Source organism: Streptomyces thermoalcalitolerans (genome assembly GCF_039525155.1).
Classification (GTDB): domain Bacteria; phylum Actinomycetota; class Actinomycetes; order Streptomycetales; family Streptomycetaceae; genus Streptomyces; species Streptomyces thermovulgaris.
On record NZ_BAAAHG010000036.1, the window covers coordinates 1 to 12,819 of the forward strand.

General features: G+C 70.1%; 15 protein-coding genes. 6 read left to right on the forward strand and 9 right to left on the reverse strand.

What is annotated here, in order from left to right; translation table 11 throughout:
- Window positions 1-433: 433 nt before the first annotated feature.
- The 4 genes from ABD224_RS19680 to ABD224_RS19695 form a co-directional block, all read right to left on the reverse strand.
- A complete protein-coding gene (locus ABD224_RS19680; RefSeq protein WP_344051671.1) occupies window positions 434-838 on the reverse strand; it encodes a PPOX class F420-dependent oxidoreductase in 405 nt (134 codons plus the stop codon).
- A gap of 57 nt (window positions 839-895) precedes the next feature.
- Window positions 896-1,402, reverse strand: a complete 507-nt coding sequence (gene ispF / locus ABD224_RS19685) for a 2-C-methyl-D-erythritol 2,4-cyclodiphosphate synthase (protein ID WP_344051673.1) — start codon at window positions 1,400-1,402, stop codon at window positions 896-898.
- Window positions 1,392-2,180, reverse strand: coding sequence for a 2-C-methyl-D-erythritol 4-phosphate cytidylyltransferase (ispD, locus tag ABD224_RS19690; RefSeq protein WP_344051675.1), 789 nt, complete (start codon window positions 2,178-2,180; stop codon window positions 1,392-1,394). Before ispD ends, ispF begins: the two co-directional genes overlap by 11 nt.
- A 329-nt stretch (window positions 2,181-2,509) precedes the next feature.
- Window positions 2,510-2,992: a CarD family transcriptional regulator gene (locus ABD224_RS19695; RefSeq protein ID WP_003953493.1), complete on the reverse strand. Its 483-nt coding sequence runs from the start codon at window positions 2,990-2,992 to the stop codon at window positions 2,510-2,512.
- Window positions 2,993-3,753: 761 nt separating this feature from the next.
- Between ABD224_RS19695 and ABD224_RS19700 the strand changes: the two genes are divergently transcribed.
- Window positions 3,754-4,440, forward strand: a complete 687-nt coding sequence (locus tag ABD224_RS19700) for a copper chaperone PCu(A)C domain-containing protein (RefSeq protein ID WP_344051677.1) — start codon at window positions 3,754-3,756, stop codon at window positions 4,438-4,440.
- Between the two features lie 93 nt (window positions 4,441-4,533).
- Here the strand turns inward: ABD224_RS19700 and phoP are convergent, their stop codons facing one another.
- Window positions 4,534-5,214, reverse strand: a complete 681-nt coding sequence (phoP, locus tag ABD224_RS19705) for a two-component system response regulator PhoP (RefSeq protein WP_344051679.1) — start codon at window positions 5,212-5,214, stop codon at window positions 4,534-4,536.
- Complete coding sequence (gene phoR / locus ABD224_RS19710; RefSeq protein ID WP_344051681.1) at window positions 5,211-6,596, reverse strand: two-component system sensor histidine kinase PhoR; 1,386 nt, start codon at window positions 6,594-6,596, stop codon at window positions 5,211-5,213. Before phoR ends, phoP begins: the two co-directional genes overlap by 4 nt.
- A gap of 190 nt (window positions 6,597-6,786) precedes the next feature.
- On the opposite strand from phoR, the gene phoU reads away from it, so the two are divergent.
- Together phoU and ABD224_RS19720 are read left to right on the forward strand one after the other, a co-directional pair.
- On the forward strand, window positions 6,787-7,476 hold the full coding sequence (gene phoU, locus ABD224_RS19715; protein ID WP_344051683.1) for a phosphate signaling complex protein PhoU: 690 nt from the start codon (window positions 6,787-6,789) through the stop codon (window positions 7,474-7,476).
- A gap of 266 nt (window positions 7,477-7,742) precedes the next feature.
- On the forward strand, window positions 7,743-7,898 hold the full coding sequence (locus ABD224_RS19720; protein ID WP_344051685.1) for a hypothetical protein: 156 nt from the start codon (window positions 7,743-7,745) through the stop codon (window positions 7,896-7,898).
- A gap of 148 nt (window positions 7,899-8,046) precedes the next feature.
- On the opposite strand, the gene ABD224_RS19725 is transcribed toward ABD224_RS19720, so the two are convergent.
- Window positions 8,047-8,472, reverse strand: coding sequence for an SRPBCC family protein (locus tag ABD224_RS19725; protein WP_344051687.1), 426 nt, complete (start codon window positions 8,470-8,472; stop codon window positions 8,047-8,049).
- Window positions 8,473-8,726: 254 nt separating this feature from the next.
- On the opposite strand from ABD224_RS19725, the gene ABD224_RS19730 reads away from it, so the two are divergent.
- Together ABD224_RS19730 and ABD224_RS19735 are read left to right on the forward strand one after the other, a co-directional pair.
- On the forward strand, window positions 8,727-9,227 hold the full coding sequence (locus tag ABD224_RS19730) for a YfbM family protein (RefSeq protein WP_344051689.1): 501 nt from the start codon (window positions 8,727-8,729) through the stop codon (window positions 9,225-9,227).
- Between the two features lie 212 nt (window positions 9,228-9,439).
- Window positions 9,440-9,769 (forward strand): hypothetical protein, encoded by a 330-nt coding sequence (locus tag ABD224_RS19735; RefSeq protein ID WP_344051691.1) that lies wholly within the window; start codon window positions 9,440-9,442, stop codon window positions 9,767-9,769.
- A gap of 217 nt (window positions 9,770-9,986) precedes the next feature.
- Here ABD224_RS19735 and ABD224_RS19740 read toward each other — a convergent pair whose 3' ends face one another.
- Entirely contained in the window at window positions 9,987-10,748 is a 762-nt protein-coding gene (locus ABD224_RS19740) for a phosphoglyceromutase (protein ID WP_344051693.1), read from the reverse strand.
- 223 nt (window positions 10,749-10,971) lie between these two features.
- On the opposite strand from ABD224_RS19740, the gene ABD224_RS19745 reads away from it, so the two are divergent.
- The gene (locus tag ABD224_RS19745) at window positions 10,972-12,312 is read left to right on the forward strand and encodes an MDR family MFS transporter (protein WP_344051695.1); all 1,341 of its coding nucleotides are present in this window, start codon (window positions 10,972-10,974) and stop codon (window positions 12,310-12,312) included.
- 34 nt (window positions 12,313-12,346) lie between these two features.
- On the opposite strand, the gene ABD224_RS19750 is transcribed toward ABD224_RS19745, so the two are convergent.
- On the reverse strand, window positions 12,347-12,772 hold the full coding sequence (locus tag ABD224_RS19750; protein ID WP_344051698.1) for a DUF2000 family protein: 426 nt from the start codon (window positions 12,770-12,772) through the stop codon (window positions 12,347-12,349).
- Window positions 12,773-12,819 lie beyond the last annotated feature (47 nt).

The window sequence follows — 12,819 nt, forward strand, 5'->3', positions numbered from 1 at the left end:
CGGTGGCACCACACAGGTAGATCGAGACACACCCCGGCCGCAGCGGGATGAAATCACGGATCTGCCGGGCACTGGTGTCGTACAGGCGAATAGTCACCACTCCAGGGTAGTGGGCCGCGACGAGTGCCCCGCACTCATTCCCGTACGACCGTCGCACACCCGTCACATGCCCGCGTTCGCACCGCCGTCGTGGCCTCCGCCCGGCCCGCACGCCCCACTCGCCCGGCTCGCCGGCTCACCGACTCGCCCGACTCATCCGACTCGCCCGTTCCCCCCGTCCGTTCCCGTCGGTTCCCCCGTTCGTCCCCCTCGGCTTTTCGTCCGGTTCTCGTCCGGCGTGTCCGGCGTGCCGCGCCGGCCCGGGGGTACCGCGCTCGCGACCGGCGGAGCGCGGACCCCGCATCGCGTGCTCCCCCCCGCTCCGGGCCCGGTCCTACAGGCGTCCGACGACCTTCTGCGGTCTGATCCGCAGGACCACCCGTTCGGCGTCCTGGGCCGAGGAGGGGTTGAACTCGGCGTACTTCTTGCCGGTGTACTTCAGGGACAGTTCGTCGATGAGCTCCCGGGCCCCCTGGGTGGTGACCTCGGCGGTGCCGCGGATCTCGGCGTACTCGTAGGGCGACTCGGGGTCCAGGACGACGACGCTGACGCGGGGGTCGCGGTCGATGTTGAGCTTCTTGCGGCGGTCGACGGTGGTGGAGATGAGGAGGTCGTCGCCGTTCCGCTTCACCCAGACCGGGGACAGCTGCGGGCTGCCGTCGGGCTGAATGGTGCCGATGACGACGAAGACGGGGCTGTCGAGCAGTGATCTGATCCGGTCGGACAGGGCGGCGGGCATGAGGGCACCTCCGTGAGCCTGATGCGATGGGGCTTACGCGGGTACCCTCGCACGCCCTCAGCCCACCCGCACCACGAGTGCCGTGGCCACCGCCATCAGGCCCTCGCCCCGGCCTGGAAAGCCGAGCCCGTCGGTGGTGGCGCCGGAGACGGAGACCGGTGCGCCGGCCGCCTCGGAGAGGACCTTCTGGGCTTCCTCGCGCCGCTTGCCGATCTTCGGTCGGGGGCCGACGACCTGCACGGCGATGTTGCCGATCCGGAAGCCCGCCTCGCGGACGATCCGTGCGGCCTCCGCCAGGAGTGTGACCCCGGAGGCGCCCGACCATTCGGGGCGTCCGGTGCCGAAGTGCTGTCCGAGGTCGCCGAGGCCCGCGGCGGAGAACAGCGCGTTGCACGCGGCGTGCGCGACGACGTCGGCGTCGGAGTGTCCGGCGAGACCGGGCCCCTCGTCCTCCCACTTCAGGCCCGCGCACCACAGCTCGCGGCCCTCCTCGAAGGCGTGGATGTCGGTGCCGATGCCGACCCGGGGCAGCAGGGGGATGTCAAGGGGGGTGTCAGAAGCCATCGTTGAGCCTCCGGCGGGCCAGGACCGCCTCCGCGAGGATCAGGTCCAGCGGACGGGTGACCTTGAACGCCTCCTCGTGACCGGGCACGGTCACGACCCGCTCGCCCAGCCGTTCGACCATGCTGGCGTCGTCGGTGACGTCGTCGGTGATCGTCTCGTGGGCGCGGATCAGCGTCGCCCGGTCGAAGCCCTGCGGGGTCTGCACGGCCCGCAGCCGCGACCGGTCGGGGGTGGCGACGACCGGTTCGGGCCGGCCCGCCACCGGTGCGGGCTCGACCTGCTTGACGGTGTCGGCGAGCGGCAGGGCCGGTACGACGGCGGCGGCTCCGTCCCGTACGGCCTCCACGACCGCGTCCACGATGTCCACCGGCACCAGCGGGCGGGCCGCGTCGTGCACGAGGACGATCTCGTAGCCGGGCGGCAGCGCGTCGAGACCGAGCCTGACGGACTCCTGACGGGTCTCGCCGCCGGGCACGACGAGGACGTCGGTCCTCCCCCAGCCGCCGCCGGGGGACCCCCCGGGCAGGGCATGGGCGTCCAGGATCGACTTGACCTCGGCGGTGCCGTCGGGCGGGGCGACGACGATGACGAGGGACACGGCGCGGGAGGCGGCCATGGCCCGTACCGCGTGGACGAGCATGGGGGTGCCGCCCAGGGTGCGCAGCGCCTTGGGGATGCCCGGGCCGAGGCGTACGCCCCGGCCGGCGGCCGGGATCACGGCGGCGACGGGGGAACCCGGCCGGCCGCCCATGGGCGAAGGGCGCGAATCGTCAGACATCGGTTCCTGTCAGGTTTGTGTGCCGGTCGGGCTTGGGTATGGCCTGGGACGTGACCCCCTGATGGGGGAAGTGCCGGACGCGAGGCCTTGACCGGACCCTTCCGTGACCCTGGTCGAGCCGGCTGTCCGGGCCCGGCACACAGGATCGGGGGATGTCTTTCCCACCCCTGCGGCGGGGACATGACCGGTGTGGGACGCACTCGGACACAGCTGGGTGCGGACATGCCGCAGCGCCCGGCGACGTGCAGCATGTCATCGGGCACCGCGGCATTCACGTGCTGATCCGAGGCGTGTGCGGGCGTCGCCTCGCGTCAGGAGACCGCCTCGCGTCAGGAGGCGAGAACCTCGTCGAGCAGCGCCTCGGCCTTGTCCTCGTTGGTGTTCTCCGCGAGAGCGAGCTCGCTCACCAGGATCTGGCGGGCCTTGGCGAGCATGCGCTTCTCACCGGCGGAGAGTCCTCGCTCGCGCTCGCGACGCCACAGGTCACGCACGACTTCCGCGACCTTGATGACATCACCGGAGGCGAGCTTCTCCAGATTCGCCTTGTAACGACGTGACCAGTTCGTGGGCTCCTCGGCGTACGGAGCACGCAGCACCTCGAAGACCCGGTCCAGTCCGTCCTGACCGACCACATCACGTACGCCGACGAACTCCGCATTGTCCGCTGGCACACGCACTGTCAAGTCGCCCTGCGCGACCTTCAGCACCAAGTAGGTCTTGTCCACGCCTTTGATCTGGCGAGTTTCGATGGCCTCGATCAGCGCGGCCCCGTGATGGGGATAGACCACGGTGTCGCCAACCTTGAACGTCATGTGACAGGTACCCCTTCCGTGGCTATCCAGGGTAACACGGATACGCCGTCATCTGAATGGCGTTTTCGCAGGTCAGGGCATATCTCGGGGCTTGACAACAGCAACAGGAACGTGCTTCGGAAGGGGTGAGCGGGCCAAGAGGAAGCGGGTATTCGCAGGTCGGAGGGGCTCTTCCCGCGAGGTGAAACGCGTACGTTACACACGTCCGGCGGCCCGCCCAAACGGCCGAACAGCCCGATTTGTCGGGTTCCTGACTCTCGACTTCCGCTACTCCGTTCGGTGCGATCCCGGTGAGTCCCGGCCGAATCCGGAATTGATCGCGGCCTTCGTCACATCCACCGACCGGGCGACCGGTGATCAATTCCCGCCACCGCGTGCATTCCTTCACCGGTAAATCCGTGCAACGCCCGGGACGGGCTATGGCCGGCTATGCGGACGGGCTCTTATGCGAATGGCGACGAGGCGTGCGGCAATACGGGCCAATGCCAGACGAACCTCCGTCGGGCGTCCGCCGGGCCGGGTGCCGGACCTCCGCCGGGCCGTCCGCGCGACCGGATTCCCGGCCGCGGGGAACGGGGCGCCGGGCCGGATGCCCGCGTGCCCCGAAAGACGCCCTAAAGCCGCAAAGGGCGCCCCAAAGGACGTAGGGGCGGGTCGGGTGCGGCCCCGTCGGAACGGCTCGATAGCCTAAGGCCGCCGACAGACACTTAGGGTGGCTTTATCCACAGAGCCACCCCTGCGTTAAAGGAGTTGCCGCCGCCGTGAGCAGCAGCCTTCGACGCGGCGCCTTCGCCGCCACCGCCATCGCGTTCTCGATCGCCTCGCTCGCCGCCTGCGGCGCCGGCCACGACGCCGAGACGCTCCAGATCAAGCCGGACAACGCGGCCGCCTCCGTCGGCCCGATCAAGGTCCAGAACGCGGTGGTCGTCACCCAGCCCGGCACCCAGGCCAAGGGCCCGGCCGTGGTCATCGCGACGCTCTTCAACAACGGCAAGACCGACCAGACGCTGGACTCGATCAGCGTCGAGGGCGGCGGCACCGCCCGGATCACCCCTGCCGGGGGCGGGGGCAAGCTGACCATCCCCGCGGGCGGCTCCGTGATCATCGGTGGCGAGGGCAACGCCGTCGCCGAGCTGCCCGACCCCGGCCCCGAGCTGCAGGACGGCAACGCCCAGAAGGTCACCTTCGCCTTCAGCGAGACCGGCGACGTGAGCCTGCGCGCCTCCGTCGTCCCGGCCAAGGGCTACTACGCCTCCTGGGGCCCGAGCGGCGCCCCGGCGGCCCCGGGCGCCCCCGGTGCGTCGCAGACCCCGGACTCCGGGGCGGACAAGGAGTCGACGGCGCCCTCGTCGGGCGAGTCGAAGGCGCCCGAGAAGAACCAGGCGGAGTCCTCCGAGGACGCCCCGGACCCGAGCGACTCGGCCTCCCAGTCGGCGGCCGGCCACTGAGCCCCGTTCCGTACGTCACCAGGGCGGCGCCCTCCGCGCGGAGGGTGCCGCCCTTGTCGTGGGAGCCGTGGGAACCGTGGCGCGCGGCCCGGTTCACGGCTCGAACTTGTACCCCAGCCCCCGGACCGTCACCAGATACCGCGGTGCGCTCGGATCCGGCTCGATCTTGGCGCGGAGCCGTTTGACGTGGACGTCGAGCGTCTTGGTGTCGCCCACGTAGTCGGCGCCCCAGACGCGGTCGATGAGCTGCATACGGGTCAGCACACGTCCGGCGTTGCGCAGCAGCGTCTCCAGCAGGTCGAACTCCTTCAGCGGCAGGTCGATCTTGGTGCCGGAGACGGTCACGACGTGCCGGTCGACGTCCATGCGGACCGGGCCGGCCTCCAGCGCCGTCGGAGCGGCCTCCTCGGGCTCGCCGCGCCGCCGCAGCACCGCGCGGATACGGGCCACCAGCTCACGGGTGGAGAACGGCTTGGTGACGTAGTCGTCCGCGCCTATCTCCAGACCGACGACCTTGTCGATCTCGCTGTCCTTGGCGGTCACCATGATCACGGGGACATTGGAGCGGCTGCGCAGCTGGCGGCACACCTCCGTGCCGGGCAGACCCGGCAGCATCAGGTCGAGAAGGACGAGATCGGCACCATTGCGTTCGAACTCGTCGAGTCCGTCGGGCCCGGTGGCCGCGACGGCGACCTCGAAGCCCTCCTTGCGCAGCATGTACGACAGAGCGTCGGAGAAGGACTCCTCGTCCTCGACGACGAGCACTCGGGTCACGGAAGGACCTCCGGGGCGGGATGCGGTTCGTAACGGGTTGGTTCGGTGGCGGACTGCCCGTCCTCTCGGCCGAGGGCGGGATGTTCCTGTGCGTGGTCCTGATCCCGGGGCTGGTCGCGGTCCCGGTCCTGATCCCGGCCCTGCTTCCGGTCCTGGTCGCGGTCCCGGTCGCGCTCCTGCTCGCGGTTCTGGTCCCGGTCCTGTTCCCGGTCCTGGTCGAGGGTCTTACGAGCCGCGGGCGCCTCCGGCAGCCTCAGGGTGAAGGTGGACCCCTGTCCCTCGGCGCTCCACACCGCGATCTCCCCGCCGTGCGAGGCGACCACGTGCTTCACGATCGCCAGGCCCAGGCCGGTGCCGCCCGTGGCGCGTGAGCGGGCCGGGTCGACGCGGTAGAAGCGCTCGAAGATGCGCTCCTTGTCCTTGTCGGAGATGCCGATGCCCTGGTCGGTGACGGCGATCTCGATCATGTTCCCGCCGGGCGCGCTCACCCGCCGGGCGGCGATACCGACACGGGTGCGGGGCGGGGAGTAGTTGACGGCGTTCTCCACCAGGTTGCCGAGGGCGGCGGCGAGCTGACTGCGGTTGCCCCACACCCGCAGGTTCGCGGTGCCCCCGGAGGCAATGGTGATCTGCTTGGTGCCGGCCTGATGGCGGCAGCGGTCGACGGCCTCGGCGACCAGCTGATCCACGCGGACGGGCTCGGCGTCCTCCAGCGGGTCGTCGTTCTGCACCCGGGACAGGTCGATGAGCTCCTGCACCAGGCTGGTCAGCCGGGTCGCCTCGATCTGCATGCGTCCGGCGAAGCGCTGCACGGCCTCGGGGTCGTCGGAGGCGTCCATCACGGCCTCGGAGAGCAGGGAGAGCGCACCGACGGGCGTCTTCAGCTCATGACTGACGTTGGCGACGAAGTCGCGTCGTACGGCTTCGATACGACGGGCCTCGGTCAGATCCTCGACGAGCAGCAGCACCAGGCGGGATCCCAGCGGTGCGACGCGCGCGGAGACGGCGAGGGGCTCGCCCCGCCCGGCGCCGCGCCGGGGCAGGTCCAGCTCGACCTGCCGTATCTCCCCGTCCCTCCTGGTGTCCCGGGCCATCTGGAGCATGGGCTCCACGGAGAGCGCGCCGCCGCGGACCAGCCCGAGGGCGTACGCCGCGGAGCTGGCCTTGATCACGTTGTCGTTCTCGTCCAGGACGACGGCCGAGGACCGCAGGACGGACAGGACGGTGTCCACACCCGGTGGGAGCACCGGACGGGTGGGCAGGGAACTACGAGTCGGGCGCCTCAGCTCGCGCTCGCTCCAGCGGAACGCCAGCATGGCGATGACACCGGTGAGTACTCCGGCGATCGCTGCCACTGCGGCGACCGCCGCGTTCACGTCCATGCGTCCAGGTTAGGCATGGGGTACGGCGTCCCTGCAGCCGTCCGGGTGCGACCTCGAACACTCGTCGCCCAGAGTTCACCTCGAGGTCGGAGAGGGTTCATGCGGGGTGGCGGAAACGGACGTGTCCGGCCCGGAGCGTGGGGTGCGAGCCCCCGGAGCCCCCGGAAGGCACGTACGAGAGGGAACCCTGATGCGGGACGCGTACCACGAGGAACTCGGCTCGATCGGCGACGGTCTGGTGGAGATGGCCCGGCTGGCCGGGTCGGCGATCGGGCGCGCCACGACCGCCGTCCTCGACGCCGATCTGAAGTCGGCCGAGAGCGTGACAGAGGCCGACCGGAAGATCGACGATCTCCAGCACGACCTGGAGAACCGGGCCATCACCCTGCTGGCCCGCCAGCAGCCGGTGGCGACGGACCTCCGGATCGTCGTCACCTCTCTGCGGATGTCCGCGGACCTGGAGCGCTCGGGCGACCTCGCCCAGCACGTGGCCAAGCTCGCCCGGCTGCGCTTCCCGGAGCGCGCGGTCCCCCACGACCTGCACGCCACCATCCTGGAGATGGGCCGGCTCGCCCAGCGCCTGATGGCGAGGGCGGCCGAGGTGCTCGTGACCAAGGACGTCGACCTGGCGTTGCGGCTGGAGGAGGACGACGACGAGATGGACCTGCTGCACCGCACCCTCTTCACACACCTGATGGACGACCGCTGGAAGCACGGCATCGAGACGGCGGTGGACGTCACCCTGCTCGGCCGCTACTACGAGCGCTACGCCGACCATGCGGTGTCGGTGGCGAAGCGGGTGGTGTACCTGGTGACGGGCGAGCACGCGGACGAGCTGCAGCAGGACGTCCAGCCGGTGACGGGACCGAAGGGCGCATGAGGACCACCGCGTGAGCCCACCGCGTGAGCCGTCACGCGAGGGCTGTCACGTGACAGTACGGGCCCGTGGCCATACGGGCCTGTGGCCGTGCGGACCCGTGATCACAGGGATCTGTGGTCACACGGGTTTGTGACGGCCGGCGCATGACCGTCACAGACCCAGCGTGAAAAGCCGGTGCCAGAGCGCGCGTGAGCCACTGTGCGCCGTTGATGCGCCCAGTACGGCGGGCATGGAATGGGTACAGGCATCTGCCCGAGGAGGGACCCATGGCCGAATCCCCCGGCATCACGTCCGACCCCACTCAGCAGCGCGAGACCGAACAGCCCGCCGAGATCAAGAGCCTGCCGCTCCTCGGCGCCTGCGGTTGCAGCTCGGGCTGCGGCTGCGGCTGTCAGTCGGGCGGCCCCTGCCAGTGCAGCTGACAGGAGCGCGACACATCTCATCGGTAGGTCGTCCACGCCACGACGCATGACCGCGGTGTGCCGCAGGGCCCCGGTTCTTCGCCGGGGCCCTGTGCCGTGCGCACCGGGCCCCGGCGAACGGCGCCCGCCCGTCCCGGAAACCCACGGATCAGGCATCGTGGGCTTCGGCCACCGCCTTCAGTGCCTCAGCGCTGCGGGCGTACTCCTTTTCGAGGGCCGTACGGTGCTCCGCGATCACGGATGCGGCCATGCTGCCCGACCAATGCTCGGTGTCGGTGAACCGGGTGATGCCCTCGGACAGCGAGGTGAGCTCAAAGCTGTGCCGGCCGAAGAAGACCCCCGGCACGCCACCCTGCCAGGCCAGTCGGCGCGGAGCGTCCACCTCGACGATCTCGCCGGTGAACTCCTGATCACCGGCAACCCCACCGGAAAGTCTCATGGGAAGCTCGGCACCGACGGCTACGTCCGGCACCGGGCCATTCAGCGACAGAACGGGATGCCAGGTGGAGTAGTCCTCGAAGACGGTGAGTATCTGCCACACCCTCTCTTGAGGGGCGGCGATGTCGATGGTCACCGAGATAAAAGGATCGTTTTCTCGCACAGCGGCTCACGCTAGACCTGCCCCGCCTCACAGCACCACGTGTTTTACGGCGGCTTACTGCGGCCCGGCCCCACCGCCGCAGCGGAAAGCCCACAAGAGTCCGGCACGAAAGGCCGGCGCAACGGCTCCACCCTGTGGAGGCGACGACTTCGCTGGTGTACAGCACTCCTGTCGGCAGACCCCTGATGCTCCTCTTGCCTGTCTGTGCCCCCGCCTGGTCTCCGGCCATGGGCATAAACGGTGAGTACCTGCGCGTCACGTCCGCTGAGCTCGACCGAGCGATCCAAGACCCCGACTGGGCACTGGACTTCGCCGAAGAGATCCGGGACGCCGAGAAGGAGTCGGAGCCCGCGCCGGCCGAAGCACGTCACTTCAGCACGTACAAGACCTGGGGCATGCTCCATTTCCTCTTGGAGCGCGCCGACTTCCCCGTAGACATCATTTACGGTGGGGAGCCGTTCGCCGAGGACGAGGACTGGGGCTACGGACCACCGAGGTACCTGCGCCCGGAGCAGATCCGGCTTGCGGCGCAAACGCTTCGCCCCACCCCATACGACCAGCTCATCGACGGCGTGGATCCTGCTGATCTGACCAAGGCCAAGGTGTATCCCTTCGTACGGGACGATCCCGGAGCACTTGAGTGGGGACGCCCCTGGTACGACGGCCTGGTGCAGTTCTTCGAGACCGCCGCTGCGGCGGACGACGCCATGCTCGTGTGGTTTGTTTGAAGCACACTCTCCAGGACGCTCGGCTTGGGAGGATTCGACGGCCCTGCTCCCTTCCATTCCCCGTGATTCCCCGCATGACCTGCCTGCTCAGGAATGCCTGCCTCCACCGCAACGAGGACGGACGAGCACCGTGAGGAATGCCGGTCAGCGGTGGACGGCAGAGGGAGATCCCGCTGGAGTCCTCGTTGTTGAAGGGGGAGTGAAGGGGGGCCATGGCGCTGGTTCGCAAGGGGTCACGACGCATCGTCGTCGACGGCACGGCCTACCACCGGCGGCTGCGGGGCAAACCGACGTACTGCCAAGGACTGGTCTGGTCGCCTTGTACGTTCGCGGTCGAGCACGAGAACGCCCCTGGAACGGTCCTCATGGTGAGGACCGACCAGCCGCATACGAGCAACTGGGTCGGCCGTAAGGCCGAGCCTGTGCTGCCCGCCGATGTTGCCGCGGCCATTCGGCAGGCCCTGTGCGAGGGATGGACTCCGGCGGCTCCGGGCTCCGCGTTCCCCATCGACAAGTCCGCCGGTTTCACGCCCGGGCTCTGAACGCAACAGAAAAAGCCGGGGGTCTGGGCTCCAGCCGACGACGGCCGGCTGCGGACGAAGGGCGAGATCCGCGTGAAGCCCCGCTCGTGACCGAGCACGGTCCGGTGCCGTCCCAGGTGTGGCCCAGAGATGACGCAAGCCCCGCTCCCGCAGAGGGCCCGCGGGAGGGGGGCTTGTTCGTGGGTGCTTATGGGCTCTTACAGGCGTTTGCGGGCGCCTACTTCTGCTTGCCCTGGTTCTTGACCGCCTCGATCGCGGCTGCTGCCGCCTCCGGGTCGAGGTATGTGCCGCCAGGGGTGAGCGGGCGGAAGTCGGCGTCGAGCTCGTAGGAGAGGGGGATGCCCGTCGGGATGTTGAGGCCCGCGATGTCGGTGTCCGAGATCTGGTCGAGGTGCTTGACCAGGGCGCGCAGGCTGTTGCCGTGGGCGGCGACCAGGACCGTGCGGCCGGCGAGGAGGTCGGGGACGATGGCGTCGAACCAGTACGGGAGCATGCGGGCGACGACGTCCTTCAGGCACTCCGTCCGCGGGCGCAGCTCCGGCGGGAGGGCCGCGTAGCGCGGGTCGGAGAACTGGGAGTACTCGGCGTCGCGGTCCAGCGGGGGCGGCGGGGTGTCGTAGGAGCGGCGCCACAGCATGAACTGCTCCTCGCCGAACTCCTCCAGCGTCTGGGCCTTGTTCTTGCCCTGGAGGGCGCCGTAGTGGCGCTCGTTCAGGCGCCAGGAGCGGTGGACCGGGATCCAGTGGCGGTCGGCGGCCTCCAGCGCGAGCTGGGCCGTACGGATCGCGCGCTTCTGGAGGGAGGTGTGGACCACGTCGGGCAGCAGACCGGCGTCCTTCAGCAGCTCTCCGCCGCGGACCGCCTCCTTCTCGCCCTTGTCGGTGAGGTTGACGTCCACCCAGCCGGTGAACAGGTTCTTCGCGTTCCACTCGCTCTCGCCGTGGCGGAGGAGGATCAGCTTGTACGGTGCGTCGGCCATGCCCCAGAGCGTAATCCACGGGTTCGGGCCCCCGTCCAAACCGCCCGGCAGGCGGACAGGCGGGCGGAAGCAGAGGCAAAAGCAGGGGCAAGGGCAGAGACAAGGACAGTCATCCGCGGCGGTCGGCGCCGGGTGACGGGGCCGGTTAATTCGGTGGGCACCGGAGAGTTGCCTGTGTAAGGTGTGCTCGCCAGGTCAGCCACTTACATCTCCGAGGTCCGCCATGTCCGTCACCCGTCTCAGACGTGCCGCCCGGGAGACCGTCTCCGGGCTTCCCCGTGCGTTCTGGTGGCTGTGGACCAGCACCCTCGTCAACCGGCTCGGTGCCTTCGTCGCCACCTTCATGGCGCTGTACCTGACGCTCGACCGCGGCTACTCCGCCTCGTACGCCGGTCTGGTCGTGGCGCTGCACGGGCTCGGCGGGGTCGTCTCCTCGCTCGCCGGGGGTGTGATGGCCGACCGGCTGGGGCGGCGGCCGACGCTGCTGATCGCCCAGGCGTCCACCGCCGTCTCCGTCGCGGTGCTCGGGTTCGTGCGCGATCCCGTCTCCATCGCCGTCGTCGCCTTCCTCGTCGGCATGGCCTCCAATGCCTCCCGGCCCGCCGTGCAGGCGATGATGGCCGACATCGTGCGGCCCGAGGACCGGGTGCGGGCCTTCTCGCTCAACTACTGGGCGATCAACCTCGGTTTCGCCGTCTCCTCCATGGCCGCCGGTTTCATCGCCGAGGTCAGCTACCTCGCCGGTTTCCTGGTGGAGGCCGGGATGACGATGGCCTGCGCGGTCCTCGTCTTCGTGAAGCTGCCCGAGTCCCGGCCGGGGCCGGACCGCCGCGAGGGCCGGGAAGGCGGCCGGACGAGCGGCCACGGGAGCGCGCACGGGAAGAACGGGAAGGACGGGAAGGACGGGAAGGACGGGAAGGAGAGGAACGACAGGGAGGACGTCGGCCTGTGGACCGTTCTGCGGGACGGGCGGTTCATGGGCGTCGTCGGGGCGTCCTTCCTCATCGCCCTCGTCTTCCAGCAGGGGTCCACCGGGCTTCCCGTCGCCATGGGCCGGGCCGGGTTCACGCCCGCCGACTACGGCCTGGCCATCGCCGTCAACGGCATCCTGATCGTCGCCCTGCAGATACCGGTCACCCGCTTCATCCAGCACCGGGACCCCCGGCGACTGCTGATCGTCTCCTCCCTGCTCGCCGGATACGGCTTCGGGCTCACCGCCTTCGCCGGGTCGGTCGGGGTCTTCGCCCTCACGGTGTGCGTGTGGACCCTCGGCGAGATGATCAACGCGCCGACCCAGACCGGGCTGGTCGTCCGGCTGTCCCCGGTGCACGGGCGTGGCCGCTACCAGGGCGTCTACACCCTGTCCTGGTCGGTGGCCGCGCTGGTCGCGCCCCTGGTGTCCGGTGCCGTCATCGACCGGTTCGGCGCCGGGTGGCTGTGGGGGCTGTGCGCCGGCGTCGGCACGGCCGCCGCCCTCGGCTACGGGCTCCTGATGCGGCACCTGCCGAAGGAGGAGGCGGCCGTCTCCGGAGCCGGCACCAGGAGCGGGGTCGGCGCCGCCTGAGCCCGCCGGCCGCCCCCAGGGGCCGCCGGCCTGCTCACGGGTGCAGCCGTGCCCCCTTCAGCGTCTTGTCCACCGCGTTCCTCGGGCCGTACACCGCCAGCCCCACCAGGTCCAGCTCACGGGTCGGCACGGCCCGGACCGCGGCGCGGTTGTCGCGGTCGTTGCCGGTGGCGAACAGGTCCGAGGTGAAGACGGCGCGCGGCAGGGCCCGGGCCAGGGCCCGCCCGTGCGCCGCGGTCAGGACCTCCTTCGTGCCCTGGAAGACCAGCACCGGCTGGCGGAACATCGGCAGGTACGGCACCTGGTCGGCGTCCTCGTACGGCTCGCCGATCACCTCGGGGACCGTGGTGCCGAGGCCGCTGACCAGGAAGGCGGTGACGTTCAGCCGCTGCCAGGACTCCAGGTCCTCGCGCAGCAGGACGGCGATCTTGGTGTCGAAGCGGAGGGGCTGCTCGTTCATGCCCCGAGCGTCCCCGAGCGCGTACGGCACCGTCTTGTACGTTCTTT

Excerpts from the sequence above, each read along its gene's own strand:
- ABD224_RS19680 (WP_344051671.1), bottom strand. The coding sequence starts at position 838 with ATGCCCGCCGCCCTGTCCGACCGGATCAGATCACTGCTCGACAGCCCC.
- ispF (WP_344051673.1), bottom strand. The coding sequence starts at position 1,402 with ATGGCTTCTGACACCCCCCTTGACATCCCCCTGCTGCCCCGGGTCGGC.
- ispD (WP_344051675.1), bottom strand. The coding sequence starts at position 2,180 with ATGTCTGACGATTCGCGCCCTTCGCCCATGGGCGGCCGGCCGGGTTCC.
- ABD224_RS19695 (WP_003953493.1), bottom strand. The coding sequence starts at position 2,992 with ATGACGTTCAAGGTTGGCGACACCGTGGTCTATCCCCATCACGGGGCC.
- phoR (WP_344051681.1), bottom strand. The coding sequence starts at position 6,596 with ATGGACGTGAACGCGGCGGTCGCCGCAGTGGCAGCGATCGCCGGAGTA.
- phoU (WP_344051683.1), top strand. The coding sequence starts at position 6,787 with ATGCGGGACGCGTACCACGAGGAACTCGGCTCGATCGGCGACGGTCTG.
- ABD224_RS19720 (WP_344051685.1), top strand. The coding sequence starts at position 7,743 with ATGGCCGAATCCCCCGGCATCACGTCCGACCCCACTCAGCAGCGCGAG.
- ABD224_RS19730 (WP_344051689.1), top strand. The coding sequence starts at position 8,727 with ATGGGCATAAACGGTGAGTACCTGCGCGTCACGTCCGCTGAGCTCGAC.
- ABD224_RS19735 (WP_344051691.1), top strand. The coding sequence starts at position 9,440 with ATGGCGCTGGTTCGCAAGGGGTCACGACGCATCGTCGTCGACGGCACG.
- ABD224_RS19740 (WP_344051693.1), bottom strand. The coding sequence starts at position 10,748 with ATGGCCGACGCACCGTACAAGCTGATCCTCCTCCGCCACGGCGAGAGC.
- ABD224_RS19745 (WP_344051695.1), top strand. The coding sequence starts at position 10,972 with ATGTCCGTCACCCGTCTCAGACGTGCCGCCCGGGAGACCGTCTCCGGG.
- ABD224_RS19750 (WP_344051698.1), bottom strand. The coding sequence starts at position 12,772 with ATGAACGAGCAGCCCCTCCGCTTCGACACCAAGATCGCCGTCCTGCTG.